The sequence below is a fragment of the Rhizobium sp. SU303 genome (assembly GCF_021052345.1).
Classification (GTDB): domain Bacteria; phylum Pseudomonadota; class Alphaproteobacteria; order Rhizobiales; family Rhizobiaceae; genus Rhizobium; species Rhizobium laguerreae.
Window position 1 is genome coordinate 1,520,501 of sequence record NZ_CP088095.1, and the last position, 14,177, is coordinate 1,534,677.

General features: G+C 61.2%; 16 protein-coding genes. 7 read left to right on the forward strand and 9 right to left on the reverse strand.

The window, feature by feature from the left end; translation table 11 throughout:
• Window positions 1–42: 42 nt before the first annotated feature.
• From RlegSU303_RS07595 to RlegSU303_RS07605, 3 genes are all read left to right on the forward strand, one after another.
• A complete protein-coding gene (locus tag RlegSU303_RS07595) occupies window positions 43–1,053 on the forward strand; it encodes a DNA-directed RNA polymerase subunit alpha (protein WP_003547579.1) in 1,011 nt (336 codons plus the stop codon).
• A gap of 123 nt (window positions 1,054–1,176) precedes the next feature.
• Window positions 1,177–1,599 (forward strand): 50S ribosomal protein L17, encoded by a 423-nt coding sequence (gene rplQ, locus RlegSU303_RS07600; RefSeq protein ID WP_003547581.1) that lies wholly within the window; start codon window positions 1,177–1,179, stop codon window positions 1,597–1,599.
• 160 nt (window positions 1,600–1,759) lie between these two features.
• The gene (locus RlegSU303_RS07605) at window positions 1,760–2,152 is read left to right on the forward strand and encodes a ribosomal maturation YjgA family protein (RefSeq protein WP_432444793.1); all 393 of its coding nucleotides are present in this window, start codon (window positions 1,760–1,762) and stop codon (window positions 2,150–2,152) included.
• On the opposite strand, the gene msrQ is transcribed toward RlegSU303_RS07605, so the two are convergent.
• Together msrQ and msrP are read right to left on the reverse strand one after the other, a co-directional pair.
• The gene (gene msrQ, locus RlegSU303_RS07610; protein ID WP_168280423.1) at window positions 2,149–2,814 is read right to left on the reverse strand and encodes a protein-methionine-sulfoxide reductase heme-binding subunit MsrQ; all 666 of its coding nucleotides are present in this window, start codon (window positions 2,812–2,814) and stop codon (window positions 2,149–2,151) included. The genes RlegSU303_RS07605 and msrQ overlap by 4 nt on opposite strands.
• A complete protein-coding gene (gene msrP, locus RlegSU303_RS07615; protein ID WP_168280422.1) occupies window positions 2,814–3,761 on the reverse strand; it encodes a protein-methionine-sulfoxide reductase catalytic subunit MsrP in 948 nt (315 codons plus the stop codon). The genes msrQ and msrP overlap by 1 nt, the downstream gene beginning before the upstream one ends.
• A 334-nt stretch (window positions 3,762–4,095) precedes the next feature.
• Between msrP and ilvD the strand changes: the two genes are divergently transcribed.
• Complete coding sequence (gene ilvD / locus RlegSU303_RS07620; RefSeq protein ID WP_168280421.1) at window positions 4,096–5,934, forward strand: dihydroxy-acid dehydratase; 1,839 nt, start codon at window positions 4,096–4,098, stop codon at window positions 5,932–5,934.
• 170 nt (window positions 5,935–6,104) lie between these two features.
• Here ilvD and RlegSU303_RS07625 read toward each other — a convergent pair whose 3' ends face one another.
• The gene (locus RlegSU303_RS07625; RefSeq protein WP_168280420.1) at window positions 6,105–6,458 is read right to left on the reverse strand and encodes a lysozyme inhibitor LprI family protein; all 354 of its coding nucleotides are present in this window, start codon (window positions 6,456–6,458) and stop codon (window positions 6,105–6,107) included.
• A gap of 23 nt (window positions 6,459–6,481) precedes the next feature.
• On the reverse strand, window positions 6,482–6,862 hold the full coding sequence (locus tag RlegSU303_RS07630; RefSeq protein WP_168280419.1) for a YkvA family protein: 381 nt from the start codon (window positions 6,860–6,862) through the stop codon (window positions 6,482–6,484).
• 257 nt (window positions 6,863–7,119) lie between these two features.
• Here RlegSU303_RS07630 and RlegSU303_RS07635 point away from each other — a divergent pair, with 257 nt between their 5' ends.
• Complete coding sequence (locus RlegSU303_RS07635; RefSeq protein WP_168280418.1) at window positions 7,120–8,523, forward strand: DegQ family serine endoprotease; 1,404 nt, start codon at window positions 7,120–7,122, stop codon at window positions 8,521–8,523.
• Entirely contained in the window at window positions 8,520–9,836 is a 1,317-nt protein-coding gene (locus tag RlegSU303_RS07640; RefSeq protein ID WP_168280417.1) for a replication-associated recombination protein A, read from the forward strand. Before RlegSU303_RS07635 ends, RlegSU303_RS07640 begins: the two co-directional genes overlap by 4 nt.
• Before the next feature lie 13 nt (window positions 9,837–9,849).
• On the opposite strand, the gene RlegSU303_RS07645 is transcribed toward RlegSU303_RS07640, so the two are convergent.
• From RlegSU303_RS07645 to dapA, 4 genes are all read right to left on the reverse strand, one after another.
• Window positions 9,850–10,161 (reverse strand): DUF1883 domain-containing protein, encoded by a 312-nt coding sequence (locus RlegSU303_RS07645; protein WP_017960044.1) that lies wholly within the window; start codon window positions 10,159–10,161, stop codon window positions 9,850–9,852.
• A 133-nt stretch (window positions 10,162–10,294) separates the two neighbouring features.
• Window positions 10,295–10,549, reverse strand: a complete 255-nt coding sequence (locus RlegSU303_RS07650; RefSeq protein WP_168280416.1) for a hypothetical protein — start codon at window positions 10,547–10,549, stop codon at window positions 10,295–10,297.
• Window positions 10,550–10,575: 26 nt separating this feature from the next.
• A complete protein-coding gene (locus RlegSU303_RS07655) occupies window positions 10,576–10,758 on the reverse strand; it encodes a hypothetical protein (protein ID WP_062945447.1) in 183 nt (60 codons plus the stop codon).
• 117 nt (window positions 10,759–10,875) lie between these two features.
• Window positions 10,876–11,796 (reverse strand): 4-hydroxy-tetrahydrodipicolinate synthase, encoded by a 921-nt coding sequence (dapA, locus tag RlegSU303_RS07660; protein ID WP_168280415.1) that lies wholly within the window; start codon window positions 11,794–11,796, stop codon window positions 10,876–10,878.
• Between the two features lie 302 nt (window positions 11,797–12,098).
• Between dapA and RlegSU303_RS07665 the strand changes: the two genes are divergently transcribed.
• A complete protein-coding gene (locus RlegSU303_RS07665; protein WP_206121246.1) occupies window positions 12,099–13,094 on the forward strand; it encodes an alpha/beta fold hydrolase in 996 nt (331 codons plus the stop codon).
• Window positions 13,095–13,131: 37 nt separating this feature from the next.
• On the opposite strand, the gene RlegSU303_RS07670 is transcribed toward RlegSU303_RS07665, so the two are convergent.
• A complete protein-coding gene (locus RlegSU303_RS07670) occupies window positions 13,132–14,136 on the reverse strand; it encodes a ketopantoate reductase family protein (RefSeq protein WP_168280413.1) in 1,005 nt (334 codons plus the stop codon).
• Window positions 14,137–14,177: the final 41 nt, after the last annotated feature.

Consider the following 14,177-nt stretch of genomic DNA (forward strand, 5'->3'; position numbering starts at 1 on the left):
GTTGCCACGATTGGATGGTGGCAACGAACGGAAGGCAAACTCATGATTCAGAAGAACTGGCAGGAATTGATCAAGCCGAACAAGGTGGAGTTCTCCTCGAGCTCGCGCACCAGGGCGACGCTTGTTGCCGAGCCGCTGGAGCGCGGCTTCGGCCTCACCCTCGGCAACGCGCTTCGCCGCGTTCTGCTCTCCTCGCTGCGCGGTGCTGCCGTCACGGCGGTGCAGATCGATGGCGTGCTGCATGAATTCTCCTCGATTCCGGGCGTCCGCGAAGACGTCACGGATATCGTGCTCAACATCAAGGAAATCGCCATCAAGATGGATGGCGACGATGCAAAGCGCATGGTCGTGCGTAAGCAGGGCCCTGGCGTTGTCACGGCTGGCGACATTCAGACGGTCGGCGATATCGAAATCCTCAACCCCGAGCATGTCATCTGCACGCTCGACGAGGGTGCCGAGATCCGCATGGAATTCACCGTCAACAACGGCAAGGGCTATGTTCCGGCCGAACGCAATCGTGCGGAAGATGCTCCGATCGGTCTCATCCCGGTCGACAGCCTCTATTCGCCGGTCAAGAAGGTGTCCTACAAGGTTGAAAATACCCGCGAAGGACAGGTTCTCGATTACGACAAGCTGAACATGACCATCGAAACCGATGGCTCGATCACCGGCGAAGACGCCGTCGCTTTTGCGGCGCGCATTCTCCAGGATCAGCTTGGCGTCTTCGTCAACTTCGACGAGCCGCAGAAGGAAACCGAAGAGGAAGCAGTCACCGAACTCGCTTTCAACCCGGCTCTCCTGAAGAAGGTGGACGAACTCGAACTGTCGGTCCGTTCGGCAAACTGCCTGAAGAACGACAACATCGTCTACATCGGCGACCTCATTCAGAAGACCGAAGCAGAAATGCTCCGCACACCGAATTTTGGTCGCAAGTCGCTGAACGAAATCAAGGAAGTTCTCGCTTCCATGGGCCTGCACCTCGGCATGGAAGTGCCGGCATGGCCGCCCGAGAACATCGAAGATCTCGCCAAGCGTTACGAAGATCAATACTGAAAAAACAAAAGGCAGGCTCTTTCGGCTGCCTTTCCCCGTCAAACAGCAGGCCGATCGCCTGCATGTGCCAGGAAACGGCAGGCCCACTTAGCGTAAGGGCACCTGCATTAAAGGAGAATAGCAATGCGCCATGGTAAAGCCGGCCGCAAGCTGAATAGAACTGCAAGCCACCGCAAGGCGATGTTCGCCAACATGGCGGCTTCGCTGATTACCCACGAGCAGATCGTCACGACCCTGCCGAAGGCCAAGGAAATCCGTCCGATCGTCGAGAAGCTCGTCACGCTCGGCAAGCGCGGCGACCTGCACGCTCGCCGTCAGGCGATCTCGCAGATCCGCGATGCCGCTGTCGTCGCGAAGCTGTTCGACACGATCGCAACGCGTTACGCCACCCGCAACGGCGGCTACCTGCGCATCATGAAGGCCGGCTTCCGCCAGGGCGACAATGCCGCCATGGCTGTGATCGAATTCGTGGATCGCGATGCCTATGCCAAGGGCGCAGCCGACAAGGCCCGCGTCGCTGCCGAAGAGCAGGCTGTCGCCGCTTAAATCCTCCGCTCCGGCGGAAACAGAACAGCCGGGCTGCAAAGCCCGGCTGTTTTTGTTTGTGCACGACAGCGCCGCGCTTCTTTTCAGATCAGTCGTTGAACCGGCTGAGGTGTAGATAGGACAGGTTCATTTGCGCGAAGTCTTTGAAAATCGTCGTCGAGTGCAGTTCCTCCGTCTCATAGCCCTGCTTGCGGTTATTGCGCTCGGGCTGGCGCTCAGACGGTTTGGCTATGCGGCCGATCTGCCCTTCATTGTCGTCAAATATGGTGGATCGGCACTCTGGGGAGCGATGGTCTATCTGCTCGCGGCGCTCATTGCCGCAAGGTCACGGCCGGCAGCAATTGCTGTCACAGCGCTGTTCATAGCGATCTCAGTGGAGTTGTTCCGGCTCTATCACACGCCCTGGCTCGATGCGTTTCGGCTGACCACGGCAGGCGCCCTGCTGCTTGGCCGGGTCTTTTCGCTTTGGAACATGCTAGCTTATGCAATCCGCATAGCCGCGGCCTGCGCCTTCGATCCGGCACGCCGGACTGCGACGCGTCTTCGCCGCTAATTCAATGTCTCGGCCGAAGCCACCGCGCGATTGCGTGGCCGTCCCTGGCCCTTCTTCCGGCTGCGCGCGATCGGCCGGTAGGAGCGGTAGAGGATCAGCGCGATGATCAGCCCGACATAGATATATTGCTCGAGATCGAGGATCTTGGTCGAGAGGGCGAAGTGCAGCGCCCCGCAGGCGGCGATGATATAGACAAGGCGATGCAGCCAGATCCAGTTCTTGCCGAGGCGGCGGATCGAGAGATTGTTGGATGTCAGCGCCAGCGGAATGAGCATCGCAAGGGCTGCCATGCCGAACATGATGAAGGGGCGCTTCAGCACGTCGTTGATGACGGCGGCAATATCCATCGCCTGGTCGAGCACCATGTAAACGGTGAAATGCATCAGAGCGTAATAAAAAGTCAGCAGGCCAAGCGCGCGGCGGTAACGCAGATAGTTCCAGCCGAAGAGCTCGCGGGCAGGGGAAACGGCAAGTGTTGCGATCAGGAAACGGATCGTCCAGATGCCGAGGAAAAGCTCGAAGGTCTTGACCGGATCGGCGCCGAGCTGATCGGTCGCGCCGAGATAGAAAGTCCAGGCTGCAGGCACGAGCCCGACGACATAAAGCAGCCAGACGGAGGCGGGCTGCCAGCGCTTCGGGATGGCGAGCGACAGTTCCGCCATCAGAAATTCGCCTTCAGATCCATGCCGGCATAGAGGCTTGCCACCTCGTCGGCATAACCGTTGAAGGGCAGGGTGGGGTGGCGGCTCGCGCCGAAGAAGCCGCTCTCGCCGATGCGCCGTTCGCTCGCCTGGCTCCAGCGCGGATGGTCGACCGCAGGGTTGACGTTGGCGTAGAAGCCGTATTCCTGCGCATTGGTGACCTGCCAGGTATTCTTCGGCTGCTGGTCGGTGAGCGTGATCCTGACGATCGACTTGATGCCCTTGAAGCCGTATTTCCACGGCACGACGAGGCGGATCGGCGCGCCGTTCTGGTTCGGCAGCGTTTCGCCATAGAGACCGACGGCCAGCAGCGTCAGCGGATGGCGCGCCTCGTCGAGGCGAAGACCCTCGACATAGGGCCAGTCGAGCGACTGGAAGAAGCCCTTCTGACCCGGCATCTCGTCTGGCCGCACCACGGTTTCGAAGGCGACGTATTTGGCGCTGCCGAGTGGCTCGACTTTGTTGAGCAGCGATGCCAGCGGAAAGCCGTCCCACGGGATGACCATCGACCAGGCCTCGACGCAGCGCATCCGGTAGGTACGCTCCTCGATCGGGATTTCCTTCATCAGCGCCTCGATGTCGAAGGTGCCGGGCTTGTTGACCATGCCGTCGACCTTGATCGTCCAGGGCAGCGGCTTGAAATCGCCGGAAAGAGCTGCGGGATCGCCCTTGTCGAGGCCGAACTCATAGAAATTATTGTAGGTCGTGACGTCCTTGATCGGCGTCGCCTTCTCGTCGACCTTGTACTTGCTCTCAACGGCGGAGAGGGCCGCAGCACTCGCCTTGCCGGCACTGTAGAGCCCCATGGCGCCAAGCGCTGCCGCGCCGAGGAATTCACGACGCCGCAGATAGATCTGGCGCGGCGTGATCTCTGATGAGGCGATCTTCGTTGGGTGATAGGTTGGCATGTCGAAATCTCCTGGGCGGATTTCTACAATATAGTCTTTAAACGACCCGCCCGCATGTTCAGATCAGTGTCTAAGCCTTGAATATTACAGACGTGAAGCCAATTTTTTGTGTTCGGTCGTGATGGAATAGGCTGTAACAAAACGTCGGGTCGAACCGTATATGATCGATGGGCCTCATGGTGCTTCTTCCCGGCGTACCGGATTTGGGCTTCCCGGTAGTGACAGCCCCCGTCGATTGGATTAGGACAATTCCAAAAAGCAGCGTTTGCCCGGCCTGCAGGCTCCATGCCGCCCGGCTTCGCCTGATAATTCCGACACGTTGAGGAAGACACCGATGCCAGTTTACCGTTCCAGAACCACGACCCATGGCCGCAACATGGCAGGCGCCCGCGGCCTTTGGCGCGCCACGGGCATGAAGGATTCGGATTTCGGCAAGCCGATCATCGCTGTGGTGAATTCCTTCACCCAGTTCGTGCCCGGCCATGTGCACCTGAAGGACCTTGGCCAGCTCGTTGCCCGCGAGATCGAGGCGGCCGGCGGTGTTGCCAAGGAATTCAACACGATCGCCGTCGATGACGGTATCGCCATGGGTCATGACGGCATGCTTTATTCGCTGCCCTCGCGTGAGCTCATCGCCGACAGCGTCGAATACATGGTCAATGCCCATTGCGCCGACGCCATGGTCTGCATCTCCAACTGCGACAAGATCACTCCCGGAATGCTGATGGCGTCGCTGCGCCTCAATATCCCGACGGTCTTCGTCTCGGGCGGTCCGATGGAAGCCGGCAAGGTCGTGATGCACGGCAAGACGCATGCACTCGACCTCGTCGACGCCATGGTTGCCGCAGCCGATGACAAGATCAGCGACGAGGACGTCCAGACCATCGAACGCTCGGCCTGTCCGACCTGCGGCTCCTGCTCCGGCATGTTCACTGCCAATTCGATGAACTGCCTGACGGAAGCCCTCGGCCTGTCGCTGCCCGGCAACGGCTCGACGCTTGCCACCCATCTCGACCGCAAGCGCCTCTTCGTCGAGGCCGGTCATCTTATTGTCGATCTCGCCCGCCGTTATTACGAGCAGGATGACGTCAAGGCACTGCCGCGCACCATTGCCTCCAAGCAGGCCTTCGAGAATGCTATGACGCTCGATATCGCCATGGGCGGTTCCACCAATACGGTCTTGCACATTCTTGCCGCCGCCCATGAAGGCGAGATCGATTTCACCATGGCCGATATCGATGCGCTGTCGCGCCGGGTGCCGTGCCTGTCGAAGGTCGCACCCGCCAAGAGCGATGTGCACATGGAAGACGTCCATCGCGCCGGCGGCATCATGTCAATCCTCGGCGAACTCGACAAAGGCGGTCTCCTGAACCGCGATTGCCCGACGGTCCATGCCGAGACGCTGGGCGATGCGATCGATCGCTGGGATATCACCCGCACCAACAGCGAAACCGTGCGCAACTTCTATCGTGCCGCACCCGGCGGCATCCCGACCCAGGTCGCCTTCAGCCAGGAAGCCCGTTGGGACGATCTCGACATGGATCGCGAGAACGGCGTCATCCGCTCGGTCGAGCATCCCTTCTCCAAGGATGGCGGCCTTGCCGTGCTCAAGGGCAACCTTGCGATCGACGGCTGCATCGTCAAGACCGCCGGCGTCGATGAATCGATCCTGAAGTTCTCCGGCCCCGCCCGCGTTTTCGAAAGCCAGGATTCGTCGGTCAAGGCGATCCTTGCCAACGAGGTGAAGGCCGGCGACGTCGTCGTCATCCGCTACGAAGGCCCGAAGGGCGGACCAGGCATGCAGGAAATGCTCTATCCGACGAGCTATCTGAAGTCGAAGGGCCTCGGCAAGGCCTGCGCGCTGATCACCGACGGCCGCTTCTCCGGCGGCACTTCCGGCCTCTCGATCGGCCACGCATCGCCGGAGGCGGCAAATGGCGGCACGATCGGCCTGGTGCGCGAAGGTGACATGATCGACATCGACATCCCAAACCGCACGATCAGCCTGCGTGTCAGCGAGACCGAACTTGCCGCCCGCCGCGCCGAACAGGACGCCAAGGGCTGGTATCCCACAGAAGTCCGCAAGCGCAACGTCACGACCGCGCTAAAGGCCTACGCCGCCTTCGCAACGAGTGCGGACCGCGGTGCCGTGCGCGATCTGAACGCCCGCTGACTCATCTGAACCGACGACCTACTGATTAAAAGTCAGGTGCTCTACCGACCGGTCGCTTCAGAGCATGATGCCGAAAAGTGTGAGCGGTTTTCGGACGACATCATGCTCTAACTATATAATGTAGAACAGGATTCAGATTTTAGGCCGACCCGGCCTAAAATCATCCTGTTCTAGAGCGGCCGGTTGATGTTTTTATAAGACTCGCCAAGTTGCTTCAGCCGCTCGTCATAGGCAGCCTTGATGCAAGTTGCATCTGCCCCGCATTCCTGCCGTTTCTTCAGCCAGGCCGTCTGTTCGTCCTGCAATGTTCCGCGCGAACCCATCGCCAGCAGGCCGGAGAGCAGCTCGAAAGTCGTCGCCATCTTCACGTCGGCGTCGTTGAGTGCGCGGTTGTCGCAGATCGCTTTTTCATCCGGCTTCAATTCTTTCGCATCGCAATCGAAGCTTGCTGCCTGCGCCAGGTTCGATGCAATGAGCAGGATCGCAAAGCCGAGGGCCGCTGTCGTCGTTCTTGTCGTGATCATTCATATGTTCCTATTGCTGCCGGTCAGGCTAGCTTCCGCAGTGCCAGAGCCAGGAAGATGATGCAGATGAGCCAGACGGCAAGGATGAAGATCAGTCCGACCCGGCTGGAGGGACGCTCGGTGCGCCTTGTCGCCTCCGTACGAAGCTCGTTCATCACCTCTACTGGCACGAGCCGGATCGCCAGCATGATACCGAGCGGCACGATGACAAGATCGTCGAGATAGCCGAGGATGGGGATGAAATCGGGGATGAGATCGATGGGCGACAGCGCGTAGGCGGCAACGGCGCCGGCCACCGCTTTGGCATGCCACGGTACACGCGGGTCGCGGGCGGCAAGCCATAGGGCCACGACGTCACGCTTCAGTGACTTCGCCCAGTTTTTGGCCTTTGATATCAGTTGCATGGCCAATCTTCCTGAATCAAATTCACAAGGGCTTCAACCGGTTTCCGAGACACCCTCTTGGCTTGTTCTTCCATGCTTCCGCCCTCTTTCCTTTCTAGCGTCGGGCCGCAGAACAGGATGATTTTAGGCCGGTTCGGCCTAAAATCTGAATCCTGTTCGCAATTAAATAGTTAGAGCATGATGTCGTCCGAAAACCGCTCACACTTTTCGGCGTCATGCTCTAAAACGTTCCTCTAGAGGATTCAAAAGGGATACCCATGCAAGGCCTGTTCAAGCGCGCCTCCGTCTCGCTATTCGCTCTCATGCTCGTCCTGCCGCTTGCTGCCCATGCGCAGACGGCAAAGACCGTACCTGAGAGCCAGATGCAGATGCAGCTCTCCTTCGCGCCGCTCGTCAAACAGACGTCGGGCGCCGTCGTCAATGTCTATGCGGAAAAGACTATCCGGCGGCAGTCGCCCTTTGCCGGCGATCCTTTCTTCGAGCAGTTTTTCGGCCAGCAGATGCCGAACCGTTCGGAGAAGCAGTCTTCGCTCGGCTCCGGCGTCATCGTCGAGGCGAACGGCACTGTCGTCACCAACAATCACGTCATCGAAGGCGCCGATGACATCAAGATTGCCCTCTCGGACGGCCGCGAGTTCCCCTGCAAGGTGGTGCTGCGCGATGATCGCGTCGATCTTGCCGTGCTGAAGATCGACGCCAAGGAGAGCTTTCCGGCGCTGCCGATCGGCAATTCCGATTCAGTCGAGGTCGGTGATCTCGTGCTGGCGATCGGCAACCCCTTCGGCGTCGGCCAGACGGTGACGAGCGGCATCGTCTCGGCGCTTGCCCGCAACCAGGTGATAAGGAACGAGTTCGGCTTCTTCATCCAGACCGATGCCTCGATCAATCCGGGCAATTCCGGCGGCGCCCTGATGAACATGAAGGGCGAACTGATCGGCATCAACACCGCGATCTTCTCGCGCGGCGGCGGCTCGAACGGCATTGGCTTTGCCATCCCTGCCAATCTGGTCAAGGTCTTCCTCGCGTCTGCCGATGCCGGGGTCAAATCCTTCGAGCGGCCCTATGTCGGCGCAAGCTTCGATGCGGTGACCTCGGAAGTGGCTGAGGCGCTGGGGCTGAACAAGGCCCGCGGCGCGCTCGTCGTCAAGGTTTCGGAAGGTGGGCCGGCGGCCAAGGCCGGGCTGAAGGCCGGCGAGATCGTCACCGCCGTTGACGGGATTTCCGTCGAGCATCCCGACGCGCTGCTCTACCGGCTGACCACAGCCGGTCTCGGCAATTCGGTCAAGCTCACCGTCATCGAGAACGGCCGCGAGGAGCAACTGCCGTTGACGCTCGCCCGCGCCCCGGAAACCTCGCCGCGCGACCAGCGCACCATCGGCGGACACACGCCGTTTACCGGTGCCGTCGTCGAGAACCTGTCGCCGCGTGTCGCCGACGAGCTGCGCATGCCGCCGGAATCGTCGGGCGTCGTCGTATCCGAGGTAAAGGAGGATTCGCCTGCTGCCCGTCTCGGTTTCGAACCGAAGGATATCATCGTCTCGATCAACGGCACCGATGTGAAATCGACCAGCGAACTGTCCGAGATCGCCGATAGCGACCCCGGCTTCTGGCGGGTCGAGATAGAGCGCGACGGCCAGCGCATCCGGCAATTTTTCCGATGAGCAACGATCTCTTCGCGCCGCGCATTCCGGAGGAGGTCGCTGCCAGGCGGCCGCTTGCCGACCGGCTGCGGCCGAAGACGCTTACCGATGTCACCGGTCAGGAACACCTGACCGGTGAGGATGGCGTGCTGAAAAGGATGATCGAAAGCGGCTCGCTTGGCTCGATGATCTTCTGGGGTCCGCCGGGCACCGGCAAGACGACGGTGGCACGGCTGCTCTCGGGCGAGGCGGGACTGGCCTTCGAGCAGATATCGGCGATCTTCTCCGGCGTCGCCGATCTGAAGAAGGTGTTCGAGACAGCCCGTTTGCGGCGTATGGACGGCCGTCAGACGCTGCTCTTCGTCGATGAGATCCATCGTTTCAACCGCGCCCAGCAGGACAGTTTCCTGCCGGTCATGGAGGATGGCACCGTCATCCTCGTCGGCGCCACCACTGAGAACCCATCCTTCGAACTCAACGCCGCTCTGCTCTCGCGTGCCCGTGTGCTCACCTTCAAGTCGCATGACGAGGAGAGCCTCGAGGAGCTGCTGAAGCGTGCCGAGGCGATCGAGCAAAAGCCGCTGCCGCTGACGGAGGATGCCCGCGCCAGCCTGATCCGCATGGCCGATGGCGACGGCCGTGCGGTGCTGACGCTTGCCGAAGAAGTCTGGCGCGCAGCGCGCGAAGGCGAGAGCTTCGACACAGAAGGCCTGACGCGCATCGTCCAGCGCCGTGCCCCGGTCTACGACAAGGCGCAGGATGGCCACTACAATCTGATCTCGGCGCTGCATAAATCTGTACGCGGCTCGGACCCCGATGCCGCGCTCTATTATCTCGCCCGCATGTTCGATGCCGGTGAGGATCCGCTCTATCTCGGCCGGCGGCTGGTGCGCATGGCGGTGGAGGATATCGGTCTTGCCGATCCGCAGGCGCTGGTGATCTGCAATGCCGCCAAGGATGCCTATGAGTATCTCGGCTCGCCGGAAGGCGAACTGGCGCTCGCCCAGGCCTGTGTCTATCTCGCCACCGCCCCGAAATCGAATGCCGTCTACACGGCCTTCAAGGCGGCAAGCCAGGCGGCAAAGCAGAACGGCTCGTTGCTGCCGCCGAAGCATATCCTCAATGCGCCGACCAAGCTGATGAAGGGCGAGGGTTACGGTGAGGGCTATCGCTACGACCACGACGAGCCGGATGCCTTTTCCGGCCAGGATTATTTCCCGGAGAAGATGGGCCGTCAGATCTTCTATGATCCGCCGGAACGCGGCTTCGAGCGCGATATTCGCAAGCGGTTGGAATGGTGGGCAAAACTTCGCAAGGAGCGTAATCCGCGCTGAAACCTGGCGAACCTCAGGAAGCGCGCGGCGTCTTCTGATTCGCCGGCGCGGCGATCACCTTGACGGAAGATTCCGCAAGCCCGTGATGACCTTCCATATCGACGATGACATGCCAGTGACCGCTTTCCGGAACCGCGATCTTGATCGGCGATTTGCGTGCCACGCCGCCGATATATTTGAAATCGAGAACCTCGGTGAACCGCTGGAAATTCGGGGCCGTCATCAGGCGGACATTGTTGACCGCATTCAACGACACCTCGATGATCGTCCCGGTGCGTTGTTCCCTGAGATCGTAATGGGTGAAGCGGAAATTCGGTTTCGGCATCGGTCTCGTGGCGTCTGAAGTCTCTGCGCCGGGAATTTTACCAGAATGTGGGTTAAGGAAAAGTTGGAAATCGGCCGTTCAGCTCATGTCTTCGTACTCCTGCTGCATGAAAACAGCGGGAGTACGGCAAGATTTAGTGGATATTCGCGGTGCCGCGCGCAAAGGGCGCGAATTCGAGCACCATGCCTGCGGCCGCCCTATGGATATCGGCGGAGGGGCAGTTGCATTCCCCAGCTGCGAAATGGAGGGCGGCCATGAAGAGCCCGCCGACGAGGCCTTCGCGGTCGTGGACGATCCAGCGGCCGCTTCTGTCGCGGCCGACGGTGAAGCGGGCGGAAGGCGAGGGTGCTGCAGCGGGAGGGCTGCGGCGTTGCTGTGCATTTGCCATTGTGGTGATCCTTCGGTCCTGATGCTTCAACGGGAGATGAGGTCGAACATCATCTGGACCAGGCCGGCAAAGGCCAGCGTCATCGCAAGGCGGGGCGCAATCGCGGCAAGGCCGGAGAGCATCGAATGGGAGGGATCGGCGGCGAGTGTGCTGAGGCGGCTGCGTTGCAGCGGGTCGCTCTCGGCACTCGGTTCAGTCAGGCGTGACATCGGTTTGTCCTTTCGAAGTCTCAACCGCCGCTTGATCGAGCGGCGGTGTCACGCTTCAAAAATAAGCTCGGGTGGATAGGGTTTCCATTTGGCGGCGAAAACGAAAATATAAAAATCTCATAGGGATAACGCCATCTTCGCGCTGCTTTCGTCAAGGAAGGGCGCAAGCGCCTTGCCGATGGCGAAACGCATCTCCGGCTCGGCAGCGACAAGCGGAAGGCGAAGCTCGGCCTCCAGGCCGCGCATCAGCCGGAGCGCGTATTTGATCCTCGCCGGATCGCCCTCCGGCCCGAGCGCTGATATCAGCGGCAGCAGCCGATCCTGCAGAGAACGCGCGGCCGCAAGGTTTCCGGCCCGCGCTGCCTGCTGCATCGAGGTGAAGAGCCTTGGCAGAACGTTGGCGCCCGGCGAGATCACGCCGTCGCCGCCAGCGATGGTGAAGGCGAGCGCGGAAGGGTCATGGCCAGAAAAGAAGCGGAAGCGCTGTCGCAGGATCGGCGAAAGCCCAGCGAAGCGAGCGATGTCGCCCGTCGCGTCGCGAATGCCGAGAATCTCCGGGATGGCGGCCAGGCTGCCGAGCGTTTCCGTCGAAAGATCGCTCGCCGTCTGCGTCGGCGCATTGTCGACGATAACAGGCAGTCCACTCGCCGCCGCCACCTGCTCGAAGTGGTGGATGATGCCTTTCTGCCCAGGCTTGGAATAATAGGGCACCGTGACGAGTGCGGCGGCGGCGCCGAGCGTTTCGGCCTCGCGAGTGAGCGCGATCGTGCTTTCGGTGGAGTTGGTGCCGGTGGCGGCGATGACGGGCACGCGGCCGGCGGCCGATTGGATGCTGAGGTCGATCACCTCAGCGCGCTCCTGCGGCGAAAGCGTCGGGCCCTCTCCGGTGACGGAGCAGACAGCAAGCCCGTCGACGCCGCTGAGGATCTGCCACTCTGCAAGTGCTCGAAGGGCCGGCCTGTCGAGGCCGCCATGGCGAAACGGCGTGACAAGAGCGGTAATCGCGCCGCCAAGACGCGGCATTCTCGCCGTTTCCATGGCGGTTCTCAAAGCGCGCCGAAAATGACGTAGAGTTCGACGCAGGCGAGCACTACGCCAAAAACGATCAGCGCCTGGGCGGTGCGCTTCTCGCGCATCTACCGGCTGCCGCGCTTGATCCTGGATGGGCGAAGGGGCTGAAAACCGGAGGACGTGACATTTCGCATGGCATTTGACCTTTGCAGTGATGGCGAAAGCCTACTGCTGCGGGCGATAGGAAATCCATTCGGAGCGGGGCACGAAAATATAGGAACGGCATAAAGGCCGATGCGAGAAATTTCGAAGCGTGCTGTCGGAAAGACATGAGCGCCGCCGTCCTTGCGGTATCGATGCAAACACGGAGCAAGGACATGTCGAAGATGACGCTGATTTCGATGATCGCAACCGTTGCCGCATTCCTGGCAGCGCCCGGTATATCAGGCGCCGACAGCAGCACGCGTGTTATCGAGGAGAAGAAGGCTGCAGCGCCGATTGTCAGGAAGGGAAGTCTGCCGGTCAACGGCATCGATTATTATTACGAGATCCGCGGCGAGGGCGAGCCGCTGCTGCTGCTTCACGGCGGCCTCGGGCAGATCGAGATGTTCGCGCCGGTCATGCCTGTTTTCACCGACCACCGGCAGGTGATCGCCGTCGATCTGCAAGGCCATGGCCGCACGCCCCTCGGCAAGCGGCCGATCGAGCTTCCGGCCATCGGCGCCGATCTCGCAATCCTGATGAAGCAGCTCGGTTACGACAAGCTCGATGTCTTCGGCTATTCCTTTGGCGGCGGGGTGGCGTTGAACATGGCGGCGAACGCTCCCGACCAGGTGCGCCGGCTAGTGATCCTCTCGGCACCCTATGCGCAGAACGGCTTCTTCCCGGAGATGCTGCCGCAGCAGGCGGCCGTCGGCGCCGCTATGGCCGACATGATGAAGGACACGCCGATGTTCCTCTCCTACAAGGCGGTGGCGCCTGACGTTTCGGAATTTCCGAAGCTGCTCGACGCCATGGGCGCGCTGATGCGCGAACCCGTCGATTATAGCGATGCCGTCGCCAAGCTCACCATGCCGGTTATGCTGATCTATGGCGATGCCGACATGATCCGGCCCGAGCATATGATCGACTTCTACCACAAGCTCGGCGGCGGTCTGCGCGATGCGGGCTGGATGCGGGAAAACATGTCGAAGAACCGGCTGGCGATCCTGCCCGATCTCACTCACTACGAGACCTTCGCCTCGCCCCTGATGGCGAATATGGCGATGACCTTCCTCGATGGCGGCGGCAAGGCGCCGAACTGGGCCGAGCAGGTTGGAAAGTAAGCGAAGGCGGCCTTTCCCGGGCGTCCTTCCTCCGCAATCAGCTGCCGCGCTGGTTTTCCCGATCCAGCTGGGTCACCAGCGCCAGGATCGTTTCCGAAACCGGCGTCGGCACGGCGCTCAGGCGTCCGAGTGCCACCACCATGCCGACCAGCGGCGTGATTTCGAGCGCCTTGCCGCCGATCAGATCCTGCAGCATCGATGTGCGCACGCCGCCGATATGGCGCGATTGTTCCAACCGCTGCTCGACGGTCATGCTGAACCGCGCGCCCAAGGCCTCGCCGACGGCGCGGACTTCACTCATCACCTTGCCGACCGTAGCCGAAAGGGCGGGATCCGCCATGATGTCGGTCATCAGCGCCCTGGTCAGCGCGCTGATCGGGTTGAAGGCGGCGTTGCCCATCAACTTGCTCCAGATCTCGCCGCGGATATCAGGAGTCGTCGTAATGTTGAGACCCGCGCCGGTCAGCACCGCGGCGATCACCTCGAGATCGGGCGAGATGTCGCCGGAGGGCTCGCCGAGCACGAAGCGGCCGTTGTGGGAAAGCTGGATCTCGCCGGGGTTGATCACCTCGGCACCCTGATAAGCGACGCAGCCGATGACCCGCTCCGGTCCGATCAGCCGCCAGAGCCTGCCGCCGGGGTCGAGCTCATCGAACTGCAGCTCGGCATGCCGGCTCTGGGTATCGCGGTGAAAATACCACCACGGGATGCCGTTGAGAATCATCAGAACGCGGGTGCCCTCCTTGAGGAGGCTTGCGATGCCTTCGGCAGCGGGTGCCAGCTGATGCCCCTTGAGGCCGGTGATGATGAGATCCTGCGGCGGCAATGTCCTGGGATCGTCAGTCGCGGTGAGGCGGACATTGAGCGGCCTTTCTGCATCGGCTTCGCGCAGGCTGATACCGTTGCCGCGAATGGCGTCGAGATGTGCCCCGCGCGCGACGACGGAGATGGTGGCGTCGTTTCCGGCCTGGCGTGCAAGTTTGGCGGCGATAGCGCCGCCGAGCGCCCCAGCGCCATAGATGCAGATGGACTTAATGGACATGCTCGCCTCTTCATGGTGGTGATCGAACCTAGATCTAGGTC

Excerpts from the sequence above, each read along its gene's own strand:
- RlegSU303_RS07625 (WP_168280420.1), bottom strand. The coding sequence starts at position 6,458 with ATGATCACGACAAGAACGACGACAGCGGCCCTCGGCTTTGCGATCCTG.
- RlegSU303_RS07665 (WP_206121246.1), top strand. The coding sequence starts at position 12,099 with ATGAGCGCCGCCGTCCTTGCGGTATCGATGCAAACACGGAGCAAGGAC.
- RlegSU303_RS07595 (WP_003547579.1), top strand. The coding sequence starts at position 43 with ATGATTCAGAAGAACTGGCAGGAATTGATCAAGCCGAACAAGGTGGAG.
- RlegSU303_RS07670 (WP_168280413.1), bottom strand. The coding sequence starts at position 14,136 with ATGTCCATTAAGTCCATCTGCATCTATGGCGCTGGGGCGCTCGGCGGC.
- RlegSU303_RS07640 (WP_168280417.1), top strand. The coding sequence starts at position 8,520 with ATGAGCAACGATCTCTTCGCGCCGCGCATTCCGGAGGAGGTCGCTGCC.
- RlegSU303_RS07630 (WP_168280419.1), bottom strand. The coding sequence starts at position 6,862 with ATGCAACTGATATCAAAGGCCAAAAACTGGGCGAAGTCACTGAAGCGT.
- RlegSU303_RS07635 (WP_168280418.1), top strand. The coding sequence starts at position 7,120 with ATGCAAGGCCTGTTCAAGCGCGCCTCCGTCTCGCTATTCGCTCTCATG.
- ilvD (WP_168280421.1), top strand. The coding sequence starts at position 4,096 with ATGCCAGTTTACCGTTCCAGAACCACGACCCATGGCCGCAACATGGCA.
- rplQ (WP_003547581.1), top strand. The coding sequence starts at position 1,177 with ATGCGCCATGGTAAAGCCGGCCGCAAGCTGAATAGAACTGCAAGCCAC.
- msrP (WP_168280422.1), bottom strand. The coding sequence starts at position 3,761 with ATGCCAACCTATCACCCAACGAAGATCGCCTCATCAGAGATCACGCCG.
- RlegSU303_RS07650 (WP_168280416.1), bottom strand. The coding sequence starts at position 10,549 with ATGGCAAATGCACAGCAACGCCGCAGCCCTCCCGCTGCAGCACCCTCG.
- dapA (WP_168280415.1), bottom strand. The coding sequence starts at position 11,796 with ATGGAAACGGCGAGAATGCCGCGTCTTGGCGGCGCGATTACCGCTCTT.
- RlegSU303_RS07655 (WP_062945447.1), bottom strand. The coding sequence starts at position 10,758 with ATGTCACGCCTGACTGAACCGAGTGCCGAGAGCGACCCGCTGCAACGC.
- msrQ (WP_168280423.1), bottom strand. The coding sequence starts at position 2,814 with ATGGCGGAACTGTCGCTCGCCATCCCGAAGCGCTGGCAGCCCGCCTCC.
- RlegSU303_RS07645 (WP_017960044.1), bottom strand. The coding sequence starts at position 10,161 with ATGCCGAAACCGAATTTCCGCTTCACCCATTACGATCTCAGGGAACAA.